This is a genomic window from Mycobacterium stomatepiae, assembly GCF_010731715.1.
GTDB classification, from domain to species: domain Bacteria; phylum Actinomycetota; class Actinomycetes; order Mycobacteriales; family Mycobacteriaceae; genus Mycobacterium; species Mycobacterium stomatepiae.
The window spans coordinates 4,197,551-4,221,206 of the sequence record NZ_AP022587.1; the positions used below are offsets into that span (position 1 = coordinate 4,197,551).

The window sequence follows — 23,656 nt, forward strand, 5'->3', positions numbered from 1 at the left end:
GGCGTGTCGCCGCCATACGCGCACACGCAACGCCGTGTGCGCACACTCAAGCGCTGGCTACACCCGCTCGAGGTAAAAGTAGTAGTAGCGGCCGTTATCCAGCACGCCCTTGCCGTTCATGATGCCCATCACGGCGTCGTCGTCGATCTTCTTGAAGTGGTCGTGCACGGGCTGCCCGTCGTAAACCATGGTGGCGGTGACCTCGCCGCGGAATTCCTCCAACCAGAGGCTCGCCTCGCCCTTGCCCATCTTCTTGTTGGAGAACTTGTTCCCGTCGGCGTCGAGGCAGACCAGCGGCTGCACGTCGCTTGCTGAGGTGAAGGTTTTGCCGAACCAGCCGACCTTCTCCAGCTGGCCGTTCATCATGTGGCCGGTGCGGAACTCGCCGCCCTTCCACTCGCCGACCATGCCCTCGATCGTCGCCGGCTCCAGGGACGCCCAGTAGTCGTCGAGCTCGGCATCGGCGATGTCGCTGCGCTTCTTGAACTCGTTGAAGTGCTTGCGGGCCAGACTCATTCGTCAACCTCCAGATCGGTGATCCAGTCGCGGGCGAAAGCCAGCAGCGCATCGTTTTCTTCCGGCGCACCGATTGAGACGCGGACCCCGTCGTCGCCGTACGGGCGAACCACGATTCCCGCGTCGGCCGCACGCGTGACGAAATCTCGGGTGCGCGAACCCAACGGCAACCAGACGAAGTTCGACTGCGACGGCGGCAAGGTGTATCCGGCGGCCCGAAGCTCATCGCTCACCCGAACGCGGTCGGCGACCAGGGCGTCGGTGCGGGCCAGCAACTCGTCGGCAGCGTCGAGCGACGCGATCGCGGCTGCCTGCGAGACGTTCGTCACCGAGAACGGCACGAACACCTGGTCGAGCGCGGTGATCACTTCGGGGTGGCCGACCGCGTAACCGACCCGCAGGCCCGCCAGGCCGTACGCCTTCGAAAAGGTGCGCAGCACAACGACGTTGCGGCGGGCGCGGACCAGGCCCAGGCTGTCGGGCAGCATGCCGTCACGGATGTATTCGACGTAGGCCTCGTCGATCGCGACCACGATGTGCGGTGGAACGGCCTCGACGAAGCGGGTCAGCGCGTCCGGGTCGACGACGGTCGAGGTCGGGTTGTTGGGGTTGCAGACGAAGATCAGCCGGGTGTGTTCGGTGATCGCGGCGAGCATCGCGTAGAGGTCGAAGGTGTGGTCGGTCAGTGGCACTTTGACGGCGGTCGCGCCGGCGACCTGAACCAGCGGCGGGTAGAGCTCGAAGCTGCGCCATCCGAAGACCACCTCGTCGCCGGCCGAGGCGGTGATCTGGACCAGCTGCTGGCACAGGCTGACCGAGCCGGCCCCGACGGCGATGTGCTCTTGTTCGAAACCCGAACCGAGATGCTTAGCCAGTGCCGCCTTGAGCTGTACGCAGCCGTTATCGGGATAGCGGTTGACGATGTCGGTCGCGTGCTCGATCGCGGCGCGGACACTGGGCAGCGGGCCGAACACCGTCTCGTTGCTGGCCAGTTTCATCGAACCCGGCACCGACTTACCAGGAACATAAACTGGCAGCCCGGCCAGCTCCGGCCGTAGGCGGGCAGTCACTTCGACAGCATATGTCCCCGCTGTGTACGCTATGCCTCCGGCGGTTCAGGGACGCCCGCGACGCGTCGGGTACCCTCATGAAGTCCAAGGGAGGCGTGCCAGAGCGGCCGAATGGGGCTCACTGCTAATGAGTTGTCCCCCTCAAAGGGGACCGGAGGTTCAAATCCTCTCGCCTCCGCTGAAGTCCTTTCGGGGACACAACTGAAGTACCGGCGCCCGTAGCTCAACGGATAGAGCATCTGACTACGGATCAGAAGGTTAGGGGTTCGAATCCCTTCGGGCGCGCTCACTGCGAATTCGGGCGATGCCGTTAGCCGGCCGCCACTGCTATCTCAGCGCCGGGAGCCCATTCCAGCGTCCCCTCCACGTTGAGAGGCGCCTGGATCCCGGAGGTTCCGGCGGTTCCGGCCAGGCCCGGTGAGGCTGCCGCGGGCGCTGCCGCCACCGCTTTGCCGGCTGAAAGAACTCAAGTGCCGTCTTCCCTGCAGCGCCTCGAGCCGTGGCGTTGGGGATTTGACCTTGCCTCGGTCGCGCGCCAGCGATGATGCTGTAATCCGTTGTTTCCCAGCGCGTTAGCGGCTGGCTAGGAGTCGCTGTCGGGGTGCTCGTCGTCCTTCGACTTGCCTGGCATCGGCCCCACCGTGGCGATCATGGGGATTTTCAGCGTCTTACCCCCGGCGATCGGCAGGTGGATCGCGACGAACACGATCTTGAGCTCCACGCTCACCTGCCGCAAGGGCTGTTCGTACAGGTCAAAGCGCATGTCCCGCAATCGCGCCAGGCCGCGCTCGAGCCGACTCATGCTCCCGACCCTACCGGCCCGCTATGGGCGGGGCTCGAACGGCCGGCGCGTCGGCACGGTCACCGTCTGGGTAACCGTGCTGGTCTCCGTGCTCGGCGACAGCGTGACGGTGCTGGTGCTTGGCGGCACCGTCGTCGTCGGAGTGTCGGTGCTCGGCGGAGGCGGCCTTTCGGTCACCGTCTCGGTCGGGCCGCCACCGCCCGGTGGATGATGCCGGGTGTGCTGCGGGGCCGTGGTGGTCACGGTCGGCGTGGGGGACGGTGTGGGCGTCGTCGTGGTCGTCGGACTTGGGGTCGGCGATCCGCTCACCAGCGTGACGATCGCGTAGATCGCCAACCCGAGCACGATCGCGCCAATCGCGCCCGCGCCGACCAGCGCCAGCGGGCGTCGGTACCACGGTGTCGGGGGCTCCGGCTCGGGCGCGGGGTCATAACCGCCGCCGTAGCCCGCCGCCATTGTCGGCTCGGAGTAGTAGTCGGGTTCCTCGGGGGAAGGAGGCACGTCAGAAGATGCTAGCCGTTGCCGATCTGGGTCAGCGCGCGCTCGAACAGATGAACCGTGGCCGCGTGTAGTTGATCGCCGATTGCCATATCGGCTTTGCCGGCATACGCGCGGGCCAGGGTGCCCTCGATGACGATGCCCAGCTTGAAGCAGGCCAGCACGGTGTACCAGGTGATGTCCGACAGGTCGCGGGTGGTGTTCGCGGCGTAGCGCTCGAACAGTTCGTCGGTGCTGGCCAACCCATCCTGACCGCCGAGGGCATGGCTGAACACGCTGGAACCGTCCGGCTGGCGCCAGGTGGCCAGCAGCCAGCCCAGATCCAGCAACGGGTCGCCGATCGTGCACATCTCCCAGTCCACGATCGCGACGACGTCAGGGCCGGTGCGGGAGAACATCACGTTGGCGGCGTGATAATCGCCGTGCATGATGCAAGGTCTCCAGGTCGCCGGCCGATGGCGTTCCAGCCAGGACGACACTTCCTCGATGCCCGGGATGTCGGGTCCGGGGTAGCCGTCGTACTCGCCGTAGGAATCCAGCTCCGAAAGCCAGCGCGGCACCTGGCGCTCCAGGAAACCCTCCGGCTTGCCGAAGTCCGAGAGTCCCGCCGCGACGTGGTCGACGGCACCCAGCTTCGCCAGTGCGTCTGCCATCGACAGGCCCATGCCGTGGCGCACGCCGGCATCGTCGGCATGCAGCGGCGGCAGCCCCTCTCCGGCGTTGAATCCGTCCACCGGGTCCATCAGGTAGAAGACGGCGTCGCCAAGCACGCTGGTGTCGTCGCAGGCCGCGATCAGGTGTGGGTGTGGCACATCAGAACCAGCCAGCGCCGCAAGGACTTTGGTTTCGCGCAGAATCACGCTGTTACTGCGGGGACGCAGGTGCCGTGGCCCGCGCCGCAGCACATAAGGCCGGCCGGATCTGGCGAACCGCAGCATCACGTTCTGGGTTCCCCCCGTGACGGCCGAAACCTCTTGCAGCGGCCCTTCGCCCAGCCCCTGCTGCGACATCCATTCCGCGACGGCGTTCAAGTCCACGTGCTCCACGTGGTAGGAACCTACTCTGCGAGTGTTCAGCCCTTGGGTTTCGGTGTGTACCGCACGGTCTGCGCGCGGATCATGCCGTCGCGGAAGACGAAGGTGTCGACGCCGTCATCAACCCGGTTGAGCGCCGAATCGGCAGCCCACTCGAGGAACAAGACATCGCCGACGAAGAATTGGGTCTTGAGGTCCCACGCCGCATCCGGCAGGTCGGCGAGCAGGGTGGCGAAGACGTTGCGGATACCGTCTTTGCCGTGTGCGATTCCGGCGCGGCTGATCAGCACGGAATCGTCGGCGTAGTCGGCGACGATCTCGTCGAGATCGCCCGCACCGAGTGCCTGCCCGTGGTGGGCGAACACCTCTTCGGGCGTGCGTGTCATCGCGGCACTCCTTATCTGTGGGACCTCTGTGAAGACAGCGTAAGTCAGCCTTCGCACGTGCCAAGAGGCGTCGGGGGCTGAAAGAATAGTGAACGCAACCGACTATCAAGGTGGAGAGGACTGGCGATGCCGCGCACCGACAACGATTCCTGGGACATCACGCAGAGCGTGGGGTCCACCGCTCTGGGGGTCGCGGCGGCCCGCGCCGCGGAAACCGAGAGCGAGAATCCGCTCATCAACGACCCGTTCGCGCGTGTCTTCGTCGACGCCGCGGGGGCGGGGATGTGGAGCATCTACGCCGATCCCGCGTTGTTGGCCAAGGCGGTCGAAATCGAACCCGAGGTGCGCACACAGACACAGCTGATGGTCGACTTCATGGCGACCCGGACCGCGTTCTTCGACGAGTTCTTTCTCGGCGCGGCCGACGCGGGCGTGCGCCAGGTGGTGATCCTCGCGTCGGGTCTGGACGCTCGCTCGTGGCGGCTGCCGTGGCCCGACGGCACCGTGGTGTACGAACTCGACCAGCCCAAGGTGCTCGACTTCAAGACCGCCACGCTACGAGACCACGGCGCGGATCCCACCGCGCAGCTGGTGACCATACCGATCGATCTTCGGCAGGACTGGCCAAAAGCGTTGCAGGACTAGGGCTTCAACCCTGCGAAACCGACCGTGTGGTCGGCGGAGGGCTTGGTACGCTACTTGCCGGCGCAGGCGCAGGACCTGTTGTTCGAGCGCATCCATTCGCTCAGCGCGCCGGGCAGTTGGCTTGCGTCTAACGTGCCAAGTCAAGGATCCAACGACCCCGATCGGGTGGAGCGCCAGCGCGAAGACATGAAGCGCATGCGCGCCGCGGTCGCCGAGGTGGTCGACGCCGAGATCACCGATGTCGAGGACCTCTGGTATCCCGAAGAGCGCACTCCGGTCGACGAATGGCTGCGTGAGCGCGGCTGGGACGTGGCGGCGGCAACCTTCCCGGAGCTGATGGCGCGCTATCACCGCACGGTGCCAGAAGGGGCTGACGACGCCATGCCGCCCACTCTCTATGTGTCCGCGCAACGCCGGCACTAGGGCGTGATGACGATTCGCTGATCGGTGCCGGTGTCGTTCCATGCGGCTTCGACGTCGGCGAGTGGCACGGTTCGGGCATCGAATTCGAAAGCACCGCTGCTGATTTCGGTCGCGATGGCGGGCAGCTCGGCCAGAATGTCGCGGGTCGGGACTGAACCTTGTCCGCTGCCGACGATCTGCAGGCGCACGGCGCGCAGTGCCGCGGAGAAGATCTCGTCCGAAGGACCCGCGACCGAACCGATTTCGATCCAGGCAAGTGGCTTACCGCGGTCGGTGCGGTGCGTGGCTATGCCGGCCATCACCTCGGCCGTGATCGGACCCCTCGTTCAGGTGTCGTTCGCAGTGACCGCAGTGCTGAATCGCGTTGCCGCCGAACATGATCTGTCCCTGACTCAGCTACGGGTCCTCGGGATACTGCGCGATCGCGAACCCGCGATGGCCGAACTGGCCACGTATCTGGGGCTGGAACGCTCTACCGTCAGTGGCCTCATCGACCGCGCGGTCCAACGCGGGCTGGTGCGCAAGACCACCGACGCCGTCGACGGCCGTTCGGTGCGGGTCAGCCTCATCGCGCAGGCGCGGCGACTCGAGGTGCGGATCATCGCCGAGATCGGTGAGCTGATGGAGCCCATCACCGGCCGGCTCAACGCCGCCGACCAGAAGCGGCTCGCCGAGCTGTTGGCGAAAATGCTTGAGCGCTAAGGTCGCCGCAGGGCGAACGCGGGCTCCACCTCGCAACCTGCGACGTCGAGCATCACGGCGGCCACCACGTAGTGGCCCACCAGCATAGCGCCCCAAAAGTTTGCCGCGACCATGTTTAGACATGAGTCCAATGGGTATCGCTACGCGACGGGAAAATTTTCTCGGACACAACGGAGGTCACGATGCGTGGTCGCGGAATAATCGGCGCGATCGTCTTGATTTGGCTGATCGTTGGAGTCTTCGCGGCGTGGCAACGCGACTACTTCAAAACTGGGCAAACGGATTGTGTCACAGCGGGAAACATTGCACTGACTGTGATCGCGGGGCCGTTGAACTACGGGGGTGTCAACCCCAAGGTCAAGGATTGCCATGTCCCGCAACCTAGTTCAATGTCTGGCCATTTAGAGTCCCTCACGTAAAGGAAGTCGTCATGATCGTCTTGGGCGTGGTCCTACTCATCCTCGGATACCTGTTCGCAATTCCTTTGCTGTGGACGATCGGCATTGTCCTGATCGTCATCGGCGCCGTCATGTGGGTCCTCGGCTCGGTTGGCCGGCCGGTGGGTGGCAGGCGGTACTGGTACTAGGTACAGCCTGCGGTTTCACAGGGCACACAAAGGAATGTCATAGCGTCGGCCCAGTCGGGCGCGGATACTGGAACATGTGACGCAGCCTCGAACTTCCGTGGAGCGCGTTGTCATGTGCCGTGCGGACGGCAATCCAATCAACGTGCTGGTCGTGGACGACGAATCCGTCTTGGCCGAAATGGTGTCGATGGCGTTGCGGTACGAGGGCTGGAATATCGCGACCGCCGGTGACGGATCATCGGCAATCGCCTCAGCCCGTGCCCAGCGTCCCGACGTGGTCGTCCTTGACGTGATGTTGCCCGACATGAGCGGTCTCGAGGTCTTACACAAACTGCGCGAAGAGAATCCGCAGTTGCCGGTGCTGCTGTTGACGGCCAAGGATGCGGTCGAAGATCGCATCGCGGGTTTGACCGCGGGTGGCGACGACTATGTCACCAAGCCGTTCAGCATCGAAGAGGTTGTACTGCGATTGCGCGCGTTGTTGCGGCGCACCGGCGTTACGACGGTGGACAGCGGCGCGCAGCTCGTGGTCGGCGACTTGGTGCTGGACGAGGACAGCCACGAAGTCACCCGCGCCGGCGAGCCGGTGTCGTTGACCTCCACCGAGTTTGAGCTGCTGCGGTTCATGATGCGCAATTCCAAGCGGGTGCTGAGCAAGGCGCAGATTCTCGATCGGGTCTGGAGTTATGACTTCGGCGGTCGGTCCAACATCGTCGAGCTGTATATCTCGTACTTGCGCAAGAAGATCGACAACGGCCGCGAACCGATGATCCACACGCTGCGCGGTGCGGGTTATGTCCTCAAGCCTGCCAGCTAGGGCACGGCGAGTCTGGTCGCTTCGGCTCCGGCTCCTGGTTGGGCAGGTCATTGTGCTCGCCCTCGTCTGCGTGGGGATCACTGCGGCGACTGAACTTTCGCTGAACCGCCACTTGGTGCGTCAGCTCGACGGCCAGCTGGGCGGGACTTCGCGCCGCTCGGCGCTGATGTACCCCGAACCGAATCGTCCCGGGTGGCGTCACGACCACGGCTTCAACCCGCGGCCGGGCCCCGGCCCGCGGTTCCTCGACGCTCCCGGGCAGCCGGCGGGCATGGTCGCCGCGGTGGTCAGCGACGGCAAGACGGTCGACGCCGGCTACCTGACCAGCATCGGATCCCGGGCCGCGCTGACCGACAAGGCACAGAACCAACTCGCGGCGATCTCCGGCAGCCGCAAGCCGGTGACCCTGGATCTCGACGGCCTCGGGCGCTACCGCGTCGTGGCGGCCCCGAGCCGGCGCGGTGGCGACGTGATCGTCACCGGACTGTCGATGGACGACGTCGACGCCACCCTGATCCAGATGGCGGTGATCTTCGGAATCGTCACGGTAATCGCATTGGCCGCGGCGACGATCGCCGGGATGGTGATCATCAGACGAGCACTCGCGCCGCTGCGTCGCGTCGCTCAAACCGCGCGCAGGGTGTCGAATCTGCCGTTGGACCGCGGGGAGGTCGAGCTGCCGGTGCGGGTTCCCGAATCCGACGCCAACCCCTCCACCGAGGTGGGCCAACTGGGGTCGGCGTTGAACCGGATGCTCGACCACATCGCGGCCGCGCTGTCGGCACGGCAGGCCAGCGAGACCCGGGTCCGGCAGTTCGTCGCCGACGCTAGTCACGAGCTGCGCACGCCGCTGGCGGCGATCCGCGGCTACACCGAACTCACTCAACGGATGGGCGACGATCGAGAAGCGGTGGCACACGCGATGAGCCGCGTCGCGTCGGAGACCGAGCGGATCACGCGGCTTGTCGAGGACCTCCTGCTGCTGGCCCGCCTGGACTCGGGCCGCCCCCTGGAACGCGAACCGGTTGACCTGTCGCGGGTGGCGGTCGACGCAGTCAGCGACGCGCATGTCGCGGGACCCGACCATCAGTGGGAGCTCGACCTGCCCGAGGAGCCGGTGATCGTCGTCGGCGACGCGGCACGGCTGCATCAGGTGCTGACCAATCTTCTGGCCAACGCGCGAATTCACACCGGCTCGGGGACTGTCGTCACGACGCGGCTGAGCACCGAGCCGGCACATAGCGTGCTGCAGGTGGTCGACAATGGCCCCGGTATTCCGGCGGAGCTGCAGTCGGAGGTGTTCGAGCGGTTTGCTCGCGGCGATACCTCGCGCTCCCGCAAGGGCGGCAGCACCGGGCTGGGACTGGCGATCGTCTCCGCCGTCGTCAAAGCGCACAACGGAACGATCAGCGTCAACAGCTCGCCCGGTCATACCGAGTTCACGGTGCGGTTGCCACTCAATGGGTGGCAACCGCCCGCAGCCTCGCCTAGCTAGTGCAGGTGACGTCGATCTCGAAGGGCTTGTTCACCGGTTGCGTGGGGTTGGCCATGTCCACGCCCGTGGCGGTCCCGGTGATCTTGTAGCTGTTGCCGTTCTTGGTTGCCGAGGCATTGCCTCCGCCGCCGGCCGACGCGTACGCCAGCGTCACGCCGTTGACATTGCCCAGCCCAACCGACGTCACGGTCGGCGGGTTGCCGTCGCTGAGCACCGCGGCGATGCCGGTCGCGGCCCCGCCGATCGCGATGTTGACGGTGCCGCCTACGGTTGTGCACACGACCGAGCCGCTGACGTTCTGGTCCTTGCCGTCGATGATCACCTTGGTGCCACCGCCCCCGCTGGAGCTGGCCGAAGTGCTCGCGCCCGACGAGGACCCACTCGAACTTTTCTTGTCGCTCGAACAGCCAGAAATGCCGGCGACCAGAATCGCTACTCCGGCTACCGCGACCGTCAGTTCACGCTTCACCTGTTCTCCTTTGCCCGATCGTTTCGGACCTCGACATTGAGGGCCGCCAACGCAGTATGCCGCGTTTGCCGGGCCGCATAAAAGAGGTTCACCGAAATTGTTACGTCTGGGTTAACCCGGCTGCTCTCAAGACGTCCTTTCGGGCAAGGGTGGGTTAATGGCAATGTATTGCCGGTGGACCACAAGCCCCCCACCTCAGCCATCGAATCGGCGCATCGTGAACATGCCCTGCCCTGGGACGACACAACGGATTTCGACAATGCTGATCGTGGATTCATCGCCTCCTTGTCGCCCTGTGTCATCAAGGCTGCCGATGGCCGTGTGGTGTGGGACAACGACGTCTACGCCTTCCTCGAGGGTCCCGCGCCGACGTCGGTACACCCCAGCCTGTGGCGCCAATCGGGGCTGAACGCCAAACAAGGCCTGTACGAAGTGGTGCCGGGCATCTATCAGGTCCGCGGCTTCGACATCTCCAACATCACGTTCGTCGAGGGCGACACCGGGATCATCGTGATCGACCCGCTGGTGTCCACCGAGGTGGCCGCCGCGGCGCTGAATCTCTACCGCGCCCATCGCGGCGCGGACCGCCCGGTCGTCGCGGTGATCTATACCCACAGCCACGTCGACCATTTCGGTGGCGTGCTGGGCGTGACCTCGCAGGCCGACATGGACGCCGGGGCGGTGGCCGTGCTGGCCCCGGAAGGTTTCACCGCGCACGCGGTACAGGAGAACGTCTACGCCGGTCCCGCAATGACCCGCCGGGCGACCTACATGTACGGCACATTGTTGGAACGCGGACCCCGGGGACAGGTCGGCTGCGGGCTCGGTCAATCCCCGTCGACGGGTGAGGTCGCCATCATCGTGCCGACCATCGACATCCGGGAGACCGGTGAGACGCACACGATCGATGGCGTGGAGATCGAGTTCCAGATGGCGCCTGGCACCGAGGCTCCCGCCGAAATGCATTTCTATTTCCCACGTTTCCGCGCGTTGTGCATGGCCGAGAACGCCACTCACAATCTGCACAACCTGCTCACCCTGCGCGGGGCACTGGTCCGCGACCCACACGCTTGGTCCGGCTATCTCACCGAGGCCATCGACACCTTCGCCGGTCGGGCCGACGTGGTGTTCGCCTCGCATCACTGGCCGACCTGGGGACAGGAAGCCATCGTCGAGTTCTTGTCGCTGCAACGTGACCTCTATTCGTACCTGCACGACCAGACGCTTCGCCTGCTCAATCAGGGTTACAACGGTGTCGAGATCGCCGAAATGTTCCAGATGCCACCGGCTTTGGATCGGGCATGGCATACCCGCGGCTACTAGGGATCGGTCAGCCACAATGTCAAGGCCGTCTACCAGCGCTACATGGGTTGGTTCGACGGCAACCCGGGCCGGCTCTGGCCGCATCCCCCCGAGGCCCTCGCGCCCCGCTACGTCGATGCGATGGGCGGGATCGACCGCGTCGTCGAGCTTGCCCAGACGGCTTTCGAAGCGGGCGACTTCCGCTGGGCCGCGACGCTGCTTGACCACGCGATCTTCACCGACAGCGATCACCCCGCTGCTCGTACACTGTACGCGGACACGCTGGAGCAACTGGGCTACGGCGCCGAGAACGCCACCTGGCGCAACTTCTTCATCAGCGGCGCAACCGAATTGCGCGACGGCAACTTCGGCACCGCCACCACGGCCACCTCGACGTCGATGCTGAGTCAACTGACCCCGGAGCAGATCTTCGACAGCCTCGCCATCAGTGTCAACGGACCGCGCAGTTGGGACCTCGACCTGGCCATCGACATCACCTTCGCCGACCTGGCCACCAACTATCGACTAGCCCTGCGCAACGGCGTGCTCGTCTACCGCAACGTCGGCGCCAACCCCGCGACGGCGGACGTTACGGTCAAGCTGGACAGCAAGTCTCGCCTGTTGGCGGTGGCGATGGGTGATGTCACCTCGGCGGGGCTCGACATCTCGGGCGACCGGTCGGCACTGCAGTCGCTGCTGAATGTGCTCGACAAGCCGGACCCGAGGTTCAACATCGTCACGCCGTAGCGGTCATGCGACGTCGATGACCACCTTGCCGAGAACCTTGCGATCGGCCACATACCGCAATGCGGCCGGCGCCTCGGCCAGTGGGAACCGCGCGCCGATGTGGGGGCGGACCGTGCCCGCCGCGAACATCTTTGCCAGTTCGTCGATGTCGCGGACGAACTCATCGGGGTAGTCGGCCATAAAGGTGCGGATCTCCATGCCCCGCACGCAGATGTCTTTGAGCATCACGAGATTGAGCGGAATCGCAGGGATACTGCCTGCCGCGTAGCCCAGGGTGACAAAGGTTCCGCCGCGTGCCAAACCGCGCAGCGCGGGCTCCGAATACGAGCCTCCGACCGGATCCAGGACCACACGGGCCGCATCGCCGGTGAGTTCGCGGATCCGCAGTTTGAGGTCCTCGCGGTCGTAGTCCACGACGGCCTCGGCGCCGCGCTGCCGGCACAGCTCGAGTTTCTCCGGGCTCGACGCCGCGGCCAGCACGCGTGCCCCCATCGCGACCGCGAGATCCACGGCGGCTAGGCCCACCCCGCCCGCCGCGCCTAGCACCACGACCCAATCGCCTTGTGTCACCGCGGCGGTCGTGCGAAGCGCGTGATACGCGGTTCGATAGGTCACGCCGAAGGCCGCAGCCGACGCGAAGTCGGCGTCGTCTGGTACGAGCGACGCCTGCGTCGTGTCCAGCAGTGCCTGCTCGGCGAACGCGCCAAAGGTGGTTCCGGCGACCCGCTGGCCCGGGCGAAACGGTGCGCGCTCACCGACGGAAATCACTTCCCCGGCAATCTCATTGCCTGGTATGAACGGCGGTGGGATTTTGACCTGATACTTGCCGGCGATGAACAGCACGTCCGGGAAATTGACCGCCGCGGCGTGCACCCGGACCAGCATCTGGCCGGGCGCCGGTACGGGATCCGGCACGTCGTCGAGCACCAGACTCTCCGGCGGACCGTACTCGCGACAGACAACAGCGCGCATCAATTGACTCCCAAACCGTTGAGACAGAAACGAACCACATGTGCGATGTCCTCCGGGTCGGGCCGAACGCCCGAGCCCATGTATCGACGCATTGTCGCCGCCGTGCAGCAGAACACCGCTTCGACGTCACGCTCGACATCGGTACTGCCCAGTGCCGCAACCGGTTCGATGAGCAGATCGCGTAGCGGGTACATCATTTCGTAATCGACCGTACGCCAGTTCGTCGCCGCCGCCATCTGACCGGCCGCAGCGCGGCTCTTCTTGATCAGGTCGGGTTCGGCGACCTGCGCCAGCGTGCCCTCGATCCAGCGGGCGATCTTGTCCCGCGGCTTGGCCTCCTTGGCCATCTGGTGTTCGAGATAGGACACGACGATCCCGACGCCACGCTCCATCACCGCCAGGATGAGATCGTCCTTGCCGGCGAAATACCGGTAGAACGCCTTGTTCGACGAGCCCGCTTCCGTGACGATGTCGCTGACGCGAGGTTCCTCGGGCGCGACCCGTTCCATCACCCGCACCGCGGCGGCCAGGATGCGTTCGACCTCCGCGGTCGCCCCCCGCTGCCGGTCGTCGAGGGCGCGCTCGACGACCGCGGTGACCCTGTTGGTCATGGCGAATGTGGATGCGCCGGAACGCTACCGACCAGGGCGCCGTACTTCTCCCGGGCGGCGTCGCGGCGGACATCGAGCATCTCGCTCGGCCATGCGCCTTCTTCGGCCTCGTAACCCTTGAGCAGCATCCGAGCCAGGTTGACCTTGTGCGCTTCGGTCGGACCGTCGGCAAGGCCGAGCGCGATGCCGCCCAGCAGCACGTTGACCAGTGGTAGCTGGTCGGTGAGTCCGAGCGCACCGTGCACCTGGATCGCCCGCAGCGCAATCGATTTCAGGACCTGCGAGGCCAGGATTTTGCACGCGCCGATCTCGGCGCGTGCGCCTTGCTCGTCACCGTTGTCGATCAGCCAGGCGGCGTGCAGCACGGTCAGCCGAAACGGGATCAGCTCGGTGTAAGAGTCGGCGACGAACTCCTGGACCAGCTGCTTGTCGGCCAGCGGGCTGCCCTGGGTGAAACGGCTTTTCGCGCGTCGTGCCATCATGTCGACGGCACGCTGCGCCATCCCGATCGATCGCATCGCGTGATGCAGCCGCCCGCCGGCCAACCGGGTCTGCAGTATCAAGAAGCCCTGGCCGGCTTCGCCGAGCAGGGCATCCGCTCCCACCCGCACCCCGTCGTAGTGCACCAGGGAATGTCCCGGCTCGTGCGGGTCCGCTCCCACCAGGTGATGGTTGGCTTCCAGGTTCAGCCCTTCGGTGTCGGCCGGGATCAGGAACGTCGAGGCGCCGCGATGAACGGGCACGTCCGGATCGGTGATCGCGACGACGATGAAGAACGAGGCCACAGCGGCGTTGGAAGAGAAGTACTTTCGCCCGGTGATCACCCAGTCGTCACCGTCGCGGACGGCGCGGGTGGTGAACACGCGCGGATCGGCGCCGCCTTGCGGCTCGGTCATCGAGAAGCAGAAGAAGATCTCTCCGGACAGCAATCCGGACAGATAGCGATCCTTCTGGTCTTGGGTTCCGAAGCGCGCGATGATCTCCGCATTGCCGGTGTCGGGCGCTTGGGTTCCGAAGACGATCGGCGCCCACGGGCTGCGGCCCAGAATCTCGTTGATCAATGTCAGCTTGACTGCGCCGAAACCCTGGCCGCCGAGTTCGGGCCCCAAATGCGGTGCCCACAAGCCATTGTCGCGGACCTGCTGCTTGAGCGGATCGACAATGCGCCGGCGCTCGTCATTGAGCGGCAGGAACTCGCAGCCCGGAAACAGCACCTCGAGTGGCTCCACCTCTTGGCGTACGAACTCGCGAACCCAGGCGAGCTTCTTCTCGAACTCGGGCTCGGTAGAGAAGTCCCATGACATCCGAATACTCCTGCCTTTAAGGAATTCCGCCGTCGGTCCGCAGAATCGAACCGGTCGTGAAACTCGACGCGTCGGACGCCAAGAACAATGCGGCGCCGACAACTTCGCGTGGATCGCCGGCGCGTTTCAGGTGCAGGTGGCTGAAGTTGTTGTCCCCGCTGAGATCCCACGCCTTGCTGACGTCGGTCAGGTAGGGTCCCGCCATCAGGGTGTTGACCCGCACCGTCGGCCCGAAGGCCTGCGCCAGCCCTTCGGTCATCGCGTTGAGGCCGGCCTTGGCGGCCGCGTAGGGAATGATGGCGCCGTTCGGGCGCAGCGAGCCGGTGGAGCTCACGTTGATGATCGACCCGCTGCCGGCTGCCACCATCCGCTCACCGACCAACGCCGATAGCCGAAACGGCCCTTTGAGATTCAGATTCATTACCGCATCGAACAGCTTCTCGGTTACGTTGCTCAGCTTGTCGTACAGCGGCGACATGCCGGCGTTGTTGATCAAGGTGTCGACCTTGCCGAATCGCTGGTAGGTGGCGTCGACCAGGCCGTCGAGTTGGTCCCAGCGCCCGACGTGCACCCCATAGGGCAAGGCGCAGCGTCCGGTCACGGCCTCGATCTCCTTGGCCGTGGCCTCGCAGTTGTCGAGGTTGCGGCTGGCGATCACCACGTCGGCTCCGCAGTGCGCGGCCGCGAACGCCATCTCCCGGCCTAATCCGCGGCTGCCGCCGGTAATCAGCACCACTCGGCCAGTGAGGTCGAAAAGCCGGTCGGCGTAACCCATTTCAGCGGCATCTCGTCGGCAGGTTGCGCGCCATCTCGGCCGCTGTTGCCATCAGCTGCAGGATCATCGGGCCGAATCCGTCGGTGATCTTGGGGTCGACCTTTCCGGTGCGGACGCCGGCGGCGTAGGTCTTTTCCAGCACGATGGCAAGTTTCCAGTTGGCCAGTACCAGGTAGTAGTCGATGTTCTCGGTGGACAGCCCGCTGACTTTCTCGTAGTGCCGCAGCAATTCGCTGCGTGTCGGCATGCCGCTCATGTCGAGATAAAACCCGTCGCCCTTGGGGTTTTCGCCGTCGTAGCCCAGCAGCGACCAGGCGAGGTCCAGCAGCGGATCGCCGACCGTCGTCATCTCCCAGTCCACGATCGCGGCGAGTTGAGCCTGACCACCGTGGGCGAACATCACGTTCGCGAACTGATAGTCGCCGTGCATGATGCCCGGCTGGTATTCCAAGGGGTGGTTGCGGCGCAGCCAATCGGCGGCCTCGTTCAGGCCGGGCAGCTCGCGCACCTGGTAGGCGTCGAGGAAGGCCAGCCATCGGTCAACCTGTCGATCGTGAAATCCGTCCGGGCGGCCGAAGCCCTCGAGTCCCTGGCCGCGCCAGTCGACCCGGCCCAGCTTGGCGGAGCCCTCGACGAGTTCGAATGCCAGCCCGCGCCGCGCAGCGAGATCGGTGTCGAACGGTGGCTGCCAGCCGCCGTCCATCGGACTCCATCCGTCGATCGCCCGCATCACGTAGAACGGCATGCCGAGCACGGTGCCGCTACCGTCCGCGGCGATCAGCTCGGCGTGCGGCACATCGGTTCCGGACAGCGCGCGCACCAGCCGGATCTCGCGCCGCAGGCCGTCGATGCGGGCGGCGTCCGCGCGGGCGCCGGGCATTCGCAGTACCATGCGCTCGTTGCCGCGCTGGATCAGATACAGCGTGTTTTGCGAACCGCCCTTGAGCTGCTCCAGGAGCGGCTCTTCGCCGCTTCCGGGAGCGTCGTTAACGTCGAGCCACCGGCCCAGCACACCCGGGTCCAGTTGGGTATCACCAGCAGTCGTCATTGTCCGCACACCCCACTCTCAGTCGGGAGAATAGCATTCTCCCCGCGGCCCGCTAGTGCGTCCGTTTGCCGACCTCAGCGCCGAACGTGCTCCTGTGGCCGGGAATCCACCGCCGAAAATCCGCCATGAGTGCACGTTCGGCGAAAGGGGGCGCCCAGAGTGAAAGCCTCGGTGCGCGCGGCGGCAGCGGGCGATGAGAAACTGCGAACCGGCTACTCACCACCCGACGACAGGGAGAACCATGCAAGTGCTTCTGGTCCGGCATGCGTTGCCGTTGCGCAGCGAGCACGGCCAGGGTTCCGACCCGGACCTGTCGGAAGAAGGGGTGGCTCAGATCGCGCGCCTGCCCGAGGCGCTGGCCAGGTTCCCGATCTCCCGGATCATCAGCAGCCCGCAGCGGCGTGCCATCCAGACCGCCGAACCGGTCGCGGCGGCCCGAGAGCTGTCCGTCGAGGTTGACGATCGCTGGGCCGAATACGATCGCGACCTTCCCGTCTATATCCCCGTCGAGCAGATCCGTCAGGAGAACCCGAAGGAGTGGGAGCGAATGGCGCAGGGCCACCTGCCCAGCGCGGTCGACGAAGACGCGTTCCGGGCCCGGATCCGTGCGGCGATCGACGATCTCGTCGCGTCGGCCGATCCCGACGACACCATCGCGGTGTTCAGCCACGGCGGTGTGATCAACCTGCTGCTGCACGAAATCCTCGGCACAGCCCGGTTGTTGTCGTTTCCCGTTGACTACGCATCCGTGACCCGTCTGCTGTATTCGCGGACCGGCCAGGCGACCGTGGCGGGAGTCAACGGCGTCGAACACGTATGGGACCTGTTGCCGCGCAATCAGCGATGGTAAACAAGTGCGGTGACTTCGGCTGATCGACTCGACGGGCTGGACCTGCCCGCCCTGGACCGGTACCTGCGCTCGCTCGGCATCGAGCGCGACGGCGAACTGCGCGGCGACTTCATCTCCGGCGGCCGCTCCAATCTGACGTTCCGGGTCTACGACGACAAAACGAATTGGCTGGTGCGGCGCCCGCCACTGCATGGGCTGACCCCGTCGGCGCACGATATGGCCCGCGAGTACAAGGTGGTGGCGGCGTTACGGGACACACCCGTTCCGGTGGCGCGCGCGATCGCGCTGTGTGAGGACGAATCGGTGCTGGGCGGGCCGTTCCAGATCGTCGAGTTCGTCGCCGGCCAAGTGGTGCGCCGCCGCGCTCAATTGGAAGCCTTCAACCACACCGTGATCGACAAATGCGTCGACGCCCTGGTCCGGGTGCTTGTCGACCTACACAACGTCGACCCGAATGCCGTGGGGCTGGCCGATTTCGGCAAGCCCAGCGGTTACCTGGAACGCCAAGTGCGCCGCTGGGGCTCGCAATGGGAACTGGTGCGGCTGCCTGACGACCATCGCGACGCCGACGTCGAACGGCTGCATTCCGGTCTGCAGCAAGCGATTCCGCCCCAGAGCCGCACCTCGATCGTGCACGGCGACTACCGAATCGACAACACCATCCTGGACGCCGACGACCCGACGCGGGTGCGTGCCGTGGTGGATTGGGAGCTCTCGACGCTCGGGGACCCGCTGTCCGACGCGGCCCTGATGTGTGTGTACCGCGACCCGGCGTTGGATCTGATCGTCAACGCGCAGGCCGCCTGGACCTCGCCGCTGCTGCCGACGGCCGACGAGCTCGCCGACCGGTACTCGCTTGTCTCCGGCCTGCCGTTGGCGCATTGGGAGTTTTACATGGCGTTGGCGTACTTCAAGCTCGCCATCATCGCCGCCGGCATCGACTTCCGCCGGCGCATGTCGGATCAGGCGAGTGGCAAGGACACCGAGCACATGCCCGAGGTCGTCGCGCCGTTGATATCGCGCGGCCTGGCGGAGCTGGCCAAGCTTCCTAGCTAGGTGTCTGGCGCGCCGCAGCGGCGTGCTGTTTCTTGGCTGCGCGCCGCAGCTGCAGAATCCGCGCGGTACCTACGGCCACGGTAAGCAGACCGCCGACCACTGCCGCCAGCAGGATCGCAACGCCCAGCGGCAGGCTCCAATGAAAGCCCAAGAACTGAAACGGCGTCGGCGTCGTGTTCTGGGCGATGAAGATCAGCAACAGGATCAGGATCAGAAAGCCCGCGATCAGCGCCGACCACAGCGCGCCTGCGCGGGTGAAGCCGATGGCCGGTTCCTTGGGGTGCGCGCCGGCATGGGGCGGTTTCGGGCCGGCAGGCGGCGCTGGGGGAGCCGTTGGAGCGGGCTTGGCGTGGGGCGCCGGAGGAGGCTTCGGCGGCGGATTACCCGGCGAGCCGGGATTGGTGCTGCTCATGTCTCCATCTTTGTCCGCTCCCGCCCAGAATGAAACCAAACCAGGCAAACCGTTGCACCATGGCCGCAGCGCCGGGCCGGTCCTGCCGTTACTGTCAGCGATATGAGGATGCTGCGGCGCCTGCCCCGCGTGATCATCCCCGCGGCAGCGTGCTTCGTGGTCAGTTGCTTGGTTGTCGCCTGTAGCAATTCCGACCCGTTGGCGCCAGAGATCCGCAGCATGAAATCTATCGTTGTCGGGTCGGCTGACTTCCCGGAATCTCAGATCCTTGCCGAGATCTATGCACAAACGTTGCAGGCCAACGGTTTCGACGTGGGAAGGCGCATGGGCATCGGCAGCCGCGAGACGTACATCCCGGCACTTAAAGACCATTCCATCGATTTGGTGCCCGAATATGTCGGCAATCTGTTGCGGTACTTCGCCGCCGACTCGACCGCGACCATGCTCAACGCCGTGGAATTGGAGCTTTATCAGAAGTTGCCGGGTGACCTATCGGTTCTGACGCCGTCTCCGGCCTCCGATACCGACACGGTCACCGTCACCGGTGGAACCGCCGCCGCGTGGAACCTCAAAACTATCGCCGACCTGGCCGCCCACTCGCCGGACGTGCGATTCGGCGCACCCTCGGACTTCGTAAACCGACCGTCGGGCCTGCCCGGGCTACGGCAGAAATACTCACTCAACATCAGTCCCGGCAACTTCATCGCAATCAACGATGGTGGCGGCGCGGTGGCGGTTCGCGCGCTGGTGCAGGGAAAAGTCAACGCGGCCAACATCTTCACGACGTCCCCGGCGATTCCGCAAGACCATCTGGTGGTGCTCGACGATCCCGAGCACAATTTCGTGGCCGGCAACATCGTGCCGTTGGTGAATTCGCAGAAGAAGTCCGACCGCCTCAAGAATGTCCTGGATGCGGTCTCGGCGAAGCTGACCACCACCGGCCTGGCTGGACTCAATGCGGCGGTAGCGGGAAACTCCGGCATCGATCCCGACCAAGCGGCCCGAAACTGGGTGCGGGACAATGGCTTCAACCACCCGATTACACAATGACGGTCGGCTTGGGGGTAGCGCGGTGATCGTCTTCGACGATGTCTGCAAGACATTCGCCGACGGGACGACCGCTGTTCATCGGCTGAGCCTGGCGGTCTCGAGCGGCAAGCTGACGGTCTTCGTCGGTTCCTCCGGAAGTGGCAAGACCACCGCGCTGCGGATGATCAACCGGATGATCGAGCCGACGTCGGGCACCATCACCGTCGACGGGAAAGACGTTGCGACCGTGGACCCGGTGAAGCTGAGGCTGGGAATGGGATACGTGATCCAGCATGCCGGGCTGATGCCGCACCAACGCGTCATCGACAACGTCGCGACGGTGCCGGTGTTGCGGGGACAATCCCGCCGGGAAGCCCGCAAGGCGGCATACGAGGTGCTCGAACGCGTAGGGCTGGACGCCAAATTCGCCAACCGTTACCCGGCGCAGCTTTCCGGCGGTGAACAACAACGCGTCGGCGTGGCACGCGCCTTGGCCGCCGATCCGCCAATCCTGTTGATGGACGAACCATTCTCGGCCGTCGACCCCGTGGTGCGTCTCGAGCTGCAGAACGAAATACTGCGCCTGCAAAGCGAATTGCACAAAACCATTGTGTTCGTCACGCACGACATCGACGAGGCGCTCAAACTTGCCGACCAGGTCGCGGTCTTCGGGCGCGGCGGCGCGCTGCAGCAATACGACGAACCCACCCAACTACTTTCGCGGCCCGCCAACGATTTCGTGTCGAAATTCATCGGCCTCGGCCGCGGCTACCGGTGGCTGCAGCTAATCGATGCGAACGGTCTGCCACTGCACCCCGTCGACACCCTCCACGCCGACGGCCTCACCGATCGTGCGCTGGCCGGGTGGGCGGTGGTGGTCGACGACGACGGACTCTCGCTGGGCTGGATCGATGCCGCCGGTCTGCGACGGCATGGCGGTGGGGCGTCGTTGAGCGACAGCATGAGCGCCGTCGGAGCGTTGTTCCGCCCCGGCGGCAACCTCAGCCACGCGCTGGACGCGGCGCTGTCGTCGCCGTCGACCGTGGGGATTGCCGTCGACGACGACGGCAAGGTCATCGGCGGGGTGCTGGCGGCCGACGTGTTGGCCGCGGTCGAATCCCAGCGGCGGAGCTGACCATGCACTATCTGCTCACCCACTTGAGCGAAGCCTGGACGCTAACCGTGATCCACCTGCGGATGTCGTTGATACCCGTGCTGACCGGTCTGCTGATCGCGGTGCCGTTGGGGGTGCTGGTGCAGCGCGCACCGATCGCGCGGCGGCTGACGACGGCGACCGCCAGTGTCGTGTTCACCGTCCCGTCGCTGGCGTTGTTCGTGGCCCTGCCGGTGATCATCGGAACGCGGATCCTCGACGCGGCCAACGTGCTGGTCGCGCTGACCGCCTACACCACCGCACTGATGGTTCGCGCGGTGCTGGAAGCGCTGGACGCGGTGCCCGCTCAGGTGCGTGACGCCGCTACCGCCGTCGGCTACTCGAACGTCAAACGCATCCTGAAAGTTGAACTACCACTGTCGATTCCAGTCATGATCGCGGGGCTGCGAGTGGTCGTGGTGACCAATATCGCGATGGTCTCGGTGGGGTCGGTGATCGGGATCGGCGGCCTGGGTACCTGGTTCACCGAGGGGTATGCGACCGACAAGAGCGATCAGATCCTGGCCGGCATCATCGCGCTGTTCGTGTTGGCGGTCGGCATCGACATGCTGATCGTGCTGGCCGGCCGGCTCGCCACGCCGTGGTCGCACGCGGGCGCCGCCCCGCGCCGGCGATCCGTGCTCGCTCCCGTCGTGGGTGGTGCGCGATGAACTTCATCGGCCAGGCGGTGTCCTATCTGCTGACCGTGGACAACTGGACCGGTCCGGTCGGGCTCGCCGCGCGCATCTTGGAGCACGTGGAATACACCGCGATCGCGGTGGGCGCCTCGGCGCTGATCGCGGTCCCGATCGGCATGGTCATCGGCCACACCGGCCGCGGCACGCTGCTGGTTGTGGGCGCGGTCAACGGGCTGCGCTCGCTGCCGACCCTCGGGGTGTTGCTGCTGGGCGTGCTGCTATTCGGCCTGGGCCTGGAGCCGCCGCTGGTCGCCCTGATGCTGCTCGGTGTGCCGTCGCTGCTGGCCGGTGCCTACGCGGGCGTCGCCAACGTCGACCCGGTGGTGGTCGACGCCGCCCGGGCGATGGGCATGACCGAGGCCCAGGTGCTGCTGCGCGTCGAGATGCCCAACGCGATGCCGTTGATTCTCGGCGGGCTGCGCAGCGCGACGCTGCAGGTCGTGGCCACCGCGACCGTGGCGGCCTACGCGAGCCTCGGAGGGCTGGGTCGCTACCTGATCGACGGGATCAAGGAGCGCGAATTCCAGCTCGCGCTGGTCGGCGCGCTGATGGTGGCCGGACTGGCGCTGATCCTCGACGGCCTGCTGGCGATGGCGGTCTGGGCGTCGGTGCCGGGCACCGGACGGTTACGCAGGCCTCATCGACGCGAGGATGTGACGGTGACCCCAGTTGCCGACCAGCCTGCCGCGGCCGGGGGCCAGGTCCTACGGTAGGGAGTGTGAACAGCCCCCCTGATCCGAACGCGGGCGTCTGGCCCGCGATGCTGACCTGGCGCGCCCCCGACATCTCGCGCATGGAATCGGTGCGAGTACAGGTGTCCGGCAAGCGAATTAGGGCCACCGGTCGCATCGTGGCCGCGGCTACCGCGACGAACCCGGCATTCGGTGCCTTCTACGAACTGCAGACCGACGAGAGCGGCGCCACAAAAAGGTTCGGGCTGACGATCACCCTCGCCGAACGGGAGCGCCAACTCGCGATCGCGCGCGACGAGGAAAACATGTGGATGATCACCGACCACCAGGGTGAGCGGCGCGAGGGATACAACGGGGCACTCGATGTCGACGTTGTGTTCAGCCCGTTCTTCAACGCGCTGCCCATCCGCCGGCTGGGGCTGCACGAGCGAGCCGAAGCGATCACGTTGCCGGTGGTCTACGTCAACGTGCCCGACATGACCGTCACCCCGGCCACGGTGAGCTACACCGGGCAGGGCGGCCCCGACGGGATCAAGCTGCGGTCACCGGTCGCAGACACCACCGTGACCGTCGACGCCGACGGGTTTATCGAGGACTATCCCGGATTGGCAGAGCGGATCTGATCACGCCGCCCGCCCGGCCGGCGGCGGCCAGCTCTTCGCGCCAATTGTCCGCGCCGATCGTGACCGTGAAGATGTCGGAGCGCGGGAAGCGGTCGTAACGCGTTCGCGCGGCGTGGCCCGCCTCGACGAGATCGGCCACCGAGTTGTCCCAGTCCAGCGAGTCGCGAGCGTGGCTGAGCAGATCCATGACACGGTCCACCGCCGTCAGCAGATGGGCGGTGTTGCCCTCGCACATCGCGCGCACCAGGTCCGGGGCGCTGCCCGCCACCCGGGTGCCGTCCCGGAACGACCCCGCGGCCAGCGCGAAGGCCAACGGCACCTCCGCGGCCGTCACCGCCAGCGCCTCGGCGAGCAGGTGCGGCAGATGCGAGATGGCCGCCGCCGCGGCGTCGTGCTCGTCGGATTTGGCCGGCACCACCACCGCGCCGCAATCCAGCGCCAGCGTCATCACCATCCACCACACCACCGGGTCCACGTGGTCGTCGACGCTGACCACCCACGGTGCCGCGGTGAACAATCCGGCATGGCCCGCGGCCCAACCCGAGCTCTCGGTGCCCGTCATCGGGTGACCACCGACGAAGCGGTCCTGCAGACCGGCCGCGACGACCTCGTCGAGCACTGCCGTTTTGACGCTGGTGACGTCGGTGAGGGGGCATTTCGGGGCCAGCTCGCTGACGTGGGCGAGCATCGCCGGGAGGGCGGGCATCGGCACGGCCAGCACGATCAGCGCGCCGGTGTCGGCGGCGCGGGCCAACGTGTCGGCGAGCTCGGTCGTCGCGGCAAAGCCGTCGGCGAGTGCTCCGCGCGCACCCTCCACGGAGCGGTTGTAGCCGAACACTTCCCGGCCGGCGGCCGCGGCCGCCCGCATCACCGAACCGCCGATAAGTCCCAACCCGAGGACACACACCGGGGTCCTGCTTCTAGTGCCAGCCGTCGTCCAA

27 protein-coding genes, 2 tRNA genes and 2 pseudogenes are annotated in these 23,656 nt (G+C 66.0%); 16 read left to right on the forward strand and 15 right to left on the reverse strand.

Translation table 11 applies throughout. From position 1 onward, the window contains the following. Nucleotides 1-57: 57 nt before the first annotated feature. Together G6N54_RS19780 and G6N54_RS19785 are read right to left on the reverse strand one after the other, a co-directional pair. On the reverse strand, nt 58-516 hold the full coding sequence (locus tag G6N54_RS19780) for a DUF4334 domain-containing protein (protein WP_163791548.1): 459 nt from the start codon (nt 514-516) through the stop codon (nt 58-60). Continuing rightward, a complete protein-coding gene (locus tag G6N54_RS19785; protein WP_163791549.1) occupies nt 513-1,586 on the reverse strand; it encodes a pyridoxal phosphate-dependent aminotransferase in 1,074 nt (357 codons plus the stop codon). Before G6N54_RS19785 ends, G6N54_RS19780 begins: the two co-directional genes overlap by 4 nt. A gap of 89 nt (nt 1,587-1,675) precedes the next feature. Between G6N54_RS19785 and G6N54_RS19790 the strand changes: the two genes are divergently transcribed. Next, nucleotides 1,676-1,764 (forward strand) — tRNA-Ser (locus tag G6N54_RS19790). A 34-nt stretch (nt 1,765-1,798) separates the two neighbouring features. Next, a tRNA-Arg gene (locus G6N54_RS19795) sits at nt 1,799-1,871 on the forward strand. A gap of 298 nt (nt 1,872-2,169) precedes the next feature. On the opposite strand, the gene G6N54_RS19800 is transcribed toward G6N54_RS19795, so the two are convergent. From G6N54_RS19800 to G6N54_RS19815, 4 genes are all read right to left on the reverse strand, one after another. Then, on the reverse strand, nt 2,170-2,388 hold the full coding sequence (locus G6N54_RS19800; protein WP_163791550.1) for a hypothetical protein: 219 nt from the start codon (nt 2,386-2,388) through the stop codon (nt 2,170-2,172). Nucleotides 2,389-2,409: 21 nt separating this feature from the next. Further along, complete coding sequence (locus tag G6N54_RS19805; protein ID WP_163791551.1) at nt 2,410-2,889, reverse strand: hypothetical protein; 480 nt, start codon at nt 2,887-2,889, stop codon at nt 2,410-2,412. A gap of 11 nt (nt 2,890-2,900) precedes the next feature. Then, nucleotides 2,901-3,896: a phosphotransferase family protein gene (locus G6N54_RS19810; protein WP_232073804.1), complete on the reverse strand. Its 996-nt coding sequence runs from the start codon at nt 3,894-3,896 to the stop codon at nt 2,901-2,903. A gap of 62 nt (nt 3,897-3,958) precedes the next feature. Beyond that, on the reverse strand, nt 3,959-4,306 hold the full coding sequence (locus tag G6N54_RS19815) for a nuclear transport factor 2 family protein (RefSeq protein WP_163791553.1): 348 nt from the start codon (nt 4,304-4,306) through the stop codon (nt 3,959-3,961). A gap of 126 nt (nt 4,307-4,432) precedes the next feature. On the opposite strand from G6N54_RS19815, the pseudogene G6N54_RS19820 reads away from it, so the two are divergent. After that, nucleotides 4,433-5,374: pseudogene (locus tag G6N54_RS19820) on the forward strand (class I SAM-dependent methyltransferase). On the opposite strand, the gene G6N54_RS19825 reads toward G6N54_RS19820, so the two are convergent. Further along, nucleotides 5,371-5,673: a hypothetical protein gene (locus G6N54_RS19825; protein WP_163791554.1), complete on the reverse strand. Its 303-nt coding sequence runs from the start codon at nt 5,671-5,673 to the stop codon at nt 5,371-5,373. The pseudogene G6N54_RS19820 and the gene G6N54_RS19825 overlap by 4 nt on opposite strands. Between G6N54_RS19825 and G6N54_RS19830 the strand changes: the two genes are divergently transcribed. From G6N54_RS19830 to G6N54_RS19845, 5 genes are all read left to right on the forward strand, one after another. Then, nucleotides 5,663-6,076 (forward strand): MarR family winged helix-turn-helix transcriptional regulator, encoded by a 414-nt coding sequence (locus G6N54_RS19830; protein WP_163791555.1) that lies wholly within the window; start codon nt 5,663-5,665, stop codon nt 6,074-6,076. The genes G6N54_RS19825 and G6N54_RS19830 overlap by 11 nt on opposite strands. Nucleotides 6,077-6,258: 182 nt before the next feature. Beyond that, nucleotides 6,259-6,495 (forward strand): hypothetical protein, encoded by a 237-nt coding sequence (locus G6N54_RS30685; RefSeq protein WP_163791556.1) that lies wholly within the window; start codon nt 6,259-6,261, stop codon nt 6,493-6,495. Nucleotides 6,496-6,506: 11 nt separating this feature from the next. Further along, nucleotides 6,507-6,662, forward strand: coding sequence for a DUF6131 family protein (locus G6N54_RS29590; RefSeq protein ID WP_170313066.1), 156 nt, complete (start codon nt 6,507-6,509; stop codon nt 6,660-6,662). A 112-nt stretch (nt 6,663-6,774) separates the two neighbouring features. Continuing rightward, nucleotides 6,775-7,479 (forward strand): two-component system response regulator TcrX, encoded by a 705-nt coding sequence (gene tcrX / locus G6N54_RS19840; RefSeq protein ID WP_163791557.1) that lies wholly within the window; start codon nt 6,775-6,777, stop codon nt 7,477-7,479. Beyond that, nucleotides 7,457-8,974, forward strand: coding sequence for a sensor histidine kinase (locus G6N54_RS19845; protein WP_197939544.1), 1,518 nt, complete (start codon nt 7,457-7,459; stop codon nt 8,972-8,974). Before tcrX ends, G6N54_RS19845 begins: the two co-directional genes overlap by 23 nt. On the opposite strand, the gene G6N54_RS19850 is transcribed toward G6N54_RS19845, so the two are convergent. Then, nucleotides 8,967-9,443 (reverse strand): lipoprotein LpqH, encoded by a 477-nt coding sequence (locus G6N54_RS19850; RefSeq protein ID WP_163791559.1) that lies wholly within the window; start codon nt 9,441-9,443, stop codon nt 8,967-8,969. The two genes, G6N54_RS19845 and G6N54_RS19850, sit on opposite strands and share 8 nt — an antisense overlap. Nucleotides 9,444-9,611: 168 nt before the next feature. Between G6N54_RS19850 and G6N54_RS19855 the strand changes: the two are divergent. After that, nucleotides 9,612-11,492: pseudogene (locus tag G6N54_RS19855) on the forward strand (alkyl/aryl-sulfatase). Between the two features lie 3 nt (nt 11,493-11,495). On the opposite strand, the gene G6N54_RS19860 reads toward G6N54_RS19855, so the two are convergent. The 5 genes from G6N54_RS19860 to G6N54_RS19880 are packed head-to-tail and all read right to left on the reverse strand — an operon-like array spanning nt 11,496 to nt 16,202. Next, entirely contained in the window at nt 11,496-12,464 is a 969-nt protein-coding gene (locus G6N54_RS19860) for an NADPH:quinone oxidoreductase family protein (RefSeq protein ID WP_163791560.1), read from the reverse strand. Next, on the reverse strand, nt 12,464-13,075 hold the full coding sequence (locus tag G6N54_RS19865) for a TetR/AcrR family transcriptional regulator (RefSeq protein WP_163791561.1): 612 nt from the start codon (nt 13,073-13,075) through the stop codon (nt 12,464-12,466). The genes G6N54_RS19860 and G6N54_RS19865 overlap by 1 nt, the downstream gene beginning before the upstream one ends. Beyond that, nucleotides 13,072-14,379, reverse strand: a complete 1,308-nt coding sequence (locus G6N54_RS19870; protein WP_163791562.1) for an acyl-CoA dehydrogenase family protein — start codon at nt 14,377-14,379, stop codon at nt 13,072-13,074. Before G6N54_RS19870 ends, G6N54_RS19865 begins: the two co-directional genes overlap by 4 nt. A 16-nt stretch (nt 14,380-14,395) precedes the next feature. After that, complete coding sequence (locus tag G6N54_RS19875) at nt 14,396-15,154, reverse strand: SDR family NAD(P)-dependent oxidoreductase (protein WP_163791563.1); 759 nt, start codon at nt 15,152-15,154, stop codon at nt 14,396-14,398. Nucleotide 15,155: 1 nt separating this feature from the next. Continuing rightward, nucleotides 15,156-16,202: a phosphotransferase family protein gene (locus G6N54_RS19880; protein WP_163791564.1), complete on the reverse strand. Its 1,047-nt coding sequence runs from the start codon at nt 16,200-16,202 to the stop codon at nt 15,156-15,158. 241 nt (nt 16,203-16,443) lie between these two features. Here G6N54_RS19880 and G6N54_RS19885 point away from each other — a divergent pair, with 241 nt between their 5' ends. Beyond that, nucleotides 16,444-17,052 (forward strand): histidine phosphatase family protein, encoded by a 609-nt coding sequence (locus G6N54_RS19885; RefSeq protein ID WP_163791565.1) that lies wholly within the window; start codon nt 16,444-16,446, stop codon nt 17,050-17,052. Nucleotides 17,053-17,061: 9 nt separating this feature from the next. Next, complete coding sequence (locus G6N54_RS19890; RefSeq protein WP_163791566.1) at nt 17,062-18,108, forward strand: phosphotransferase family protein; 1,047 nt, start codon at nt 17,062-17,064, stop codon at nt 18,106-18,108. Here G6N54_RS19890 and G6N54_RS19895 read toward each other — a convergent pair. Further along, entirely contained in the window at nt 18,101-18,520 is a 420-nt protein-coding gene (locus G6N54_RS19895; protein WP_163791567.1) for a LapA family protein, read from the reverse strand. The genes G6N54_RS19890 and G6N54_RS19895 overlap by 8 nt on opposite strands. Before the next feature lie 102 nt (nt 18,521-18,622). Between G6N54_RS19895 and G6N54_RS19900 the strand changes: the two genes are divergently transcribed. From G6N54_RS19900 to G6N54_RS19920, 5 genes are read left to right on the forward strand one after another with little or no spacing between them, the layout of a single operon-like run. Beyond that, entirely contained in the window at nt 18,623-19,570 is a 948-nt protein-coding gene (locus G6N54_RS19900; protein ID WP_163791568.1) for an ABC transporter substrate-binding protein, read from the forward strand. A gap of 22 nt (nt 19,571-19,592) precedes the next feature. After that, entirely contained in the window at nt 19,593-20,684 is a 1,092-nt protein-coding gene (locus G6N54_RS19905) for an ABC transporter ATP-binding protein (protein ID WP_163794851.1), read from the forward strand. A gap of 2 nt (nt 20,685-20,686) precedes the next feature. After that, nucleotides 20,687-21,373 carry an ABC transporter permease gene (locus G6N54_RS19910; protein ID WP_163791569.1) on the forward strand — a complete coding sequence of 229 codons (687 nt, stop codon included), beginning with the start codon at nt 20,687-20,689 and terminating at the stop codon, nt 21,371-21,373. Then, nucleotides 21,370-22,113: an ABC transporter permease gene (locus G6N54_RS19915; protein WP_163791570.1), complete on the forward strand. Its 744-nt coding sequence runs from the start codon at nt 21,370-21,372 to the stop codon at nt 22,111-22,113. Before G6N54_RS19910 ends, G6N54_RS19915 begins: the two co-directional genes overlap by 4 nt. Nucleotides 22,114-22,160: 47 nt before the next feature. Next, nucleotides 22,161-22,715, forward strand: coding sequence for a putative glycolipid-binding domain-containing protein (locus G6N54_RS19920; RefSeq protein WP_163794852.1), 555 nt, complete (start codon nt 22,161-22,163; stop codon nt 22,713-22,715). Here G6N54_RS19920 and G6N54_RS19925 read toward each other — a convergent pair. Next, nucleotides 22,678-23,622 carry a prephenate dehydrogenase gene (locus G6N54_RS19925; RefSeq protein ID WP_232072896.1) on the reverse strand — a complete coding sequence of 315 codons (945 nt, stop codon included), beginning with the start codon at nt 23,620-23,622 and terminating at the stop codon, nt 22,678-22,680. The genes G6N54_RS19920 and G6N54_RS19925 overlap by 38 nt on opposite strands. Nucleotides 23,623-23,656 lie beyond the last annotated feature (34 nt).

Excerpts from the sequence above, each read along its gene's own strand:
- G6N54_RS19780 (WP_163791548.1), bottom strand. The coding sequence starts at position 516 with ATGAGTCTGGCCCGCAAGCACTTCAACGAGTTCAAGAAGCGCAGCGAC.
- G6N54_RS19800 (WP_163791550.1), bottom strand. The coding sequence starts at position 2,388 with ATGAGTCGGCTCGAGCGCGGCCTGGCGCGATTGCGGGACATGCGCTTT.
- G6N54_RS19810 (WP_232073804.1), bottom strand. The coding sequence starts at position 3,896 with ATGTCGCAGCAGGGGCTGGGCGAAGGGCCGCTGCAAGAGGTTTCGGCC.
- G6N54_RS19815 (WP_163791553.1), bottom strand. The coding sequence starts at position 4,306 with ATGACACGCACGCCCGAAGAGGTGTTCGCCCACCACGGGCAGGCACTC.
- G6N54_RS19830 (WP_163791555.1), top strand. The coding sequence starts at position 5,663 with ATGCCGGCCATCACCTCGGCCGTGATCGGACCCCTCGTTCAGGTGTCG.
- G6N54_RS19825 (WP_163791554.1), bottom strand. The coding sequence starts at position 5,673 with ATGGCCGGCATAGCCACGCACCGCACCGACCGCGGTAAGCCACTTGCC.
- G6N54_RS30685 (WP_163791556.1), top strand. The coding sequence starts at position 6,259 with ATGCGTGGTCGCGGAATAATCGGCGCGATCGTCTTGATTTGGCTGATC.
- G6N54_RS29590 (WP_170313066.1), top strand. The coding sequence starts at position 6,507 with ATGATCGTCTTGGGCGTGGTCCTACTCATCCTCGGATACCTGTTCGCA.
- tcrX (WP_163791557.1), top strand. The coding sequence starts at position 6,775 with ATGTGCCGTGCGGACGGCAATCCAATCAACGTGCTGGTCGTGGACGAC.
- G6N54_RS19845 (WP_197939544.1), top strand. The coding sequence starts at position 7,457 with ATGTCCTCAAGCCTGCCAGCTAGGGCACGGCGAGTCTGGTCGCTTCGG.
- G6N54_RS19860 (WP_163791560.1), bottom strand. The coding sequence starts at position 12,464 with ATGCGCGCTGTTGTCTGTCGCGAGTACGGTCCGCCGGAGAGTCTGGTG.
- G6N54_RS19865 (WP_163791561.1), bottom strand. The coding sequence starts at position 13,075 with ATGACCAACAGGGTCACCGCGGTCGTCGAGCGCGCCCTCGACGACCGG.
- G6N54_RS19870 (WP_163791562.1), bottom strand. The coding sequence starts at position 14,379 with ATGTCATGGGACTTCTCTACCGAGCCCGAGTTCGAGAAGAAGCTCGCC.
- G6N54_RS19875 (WP_163791563.1), bottom strand. The coding sequence starts at position 15,154 with ATGGGTTACGCCGACCGGCTTTTCGACCTCACTGGCCGAGTGGTGCTG.
- G6N54_RS19880 (WP_163791564.1), bottom strand. The coding sequence starts at position 16,202 with ATGACGACTGCTGGTGATACCCAACTGGACCCGGGTGTGCTGGGCCGG.
- G6N54_RS19885 (WP_163791565.1), top strand. The coding sequence starts at position 16,444 with ATGCAAGTGCTTCTGGTCCGGCATGCGTTGCCGTTGCGCAGCGAGCAC.
- G6N54_RS19895 (WP_163791567.1), bottom strand. The coding sequence starts at position 18,520 with ATGAGCAGCACCAATCCCGGCTCGCCGGGTAATCCGCCGCCGAAGCCT.
- G6N54_RS19900 (WP_163791568.1), top strand. The coding sequence starts at position 18,623 with ATGAGGATGCTGCGGCGCCTGCCCCGCGTGATCATCCCCGCGGCAGCG.
- G6N54_RS19910 (WP_163791569.1), top strand. The coding sequence starts at position 20,687 with ATGCACTATCTGCTCACCCACTTGAGCGAAGCCTGGACGCTAACCGTG.
- G6N54_RS19915 (WP_163791570.1), top strand. The coding sequence starts at position 21,370 with ATGAACTTCATCGGCCAGGCGGTGTCCTATCTGCTGACCGTGGACAAC.
- G6N54_RS19920 (WP_163794852.1), top strand. The coding sequence starts at position 22,161 with ATGCTGACCTGGCGCGCCCCCGACATCTCGCGCATGGAATCGGTGCGA.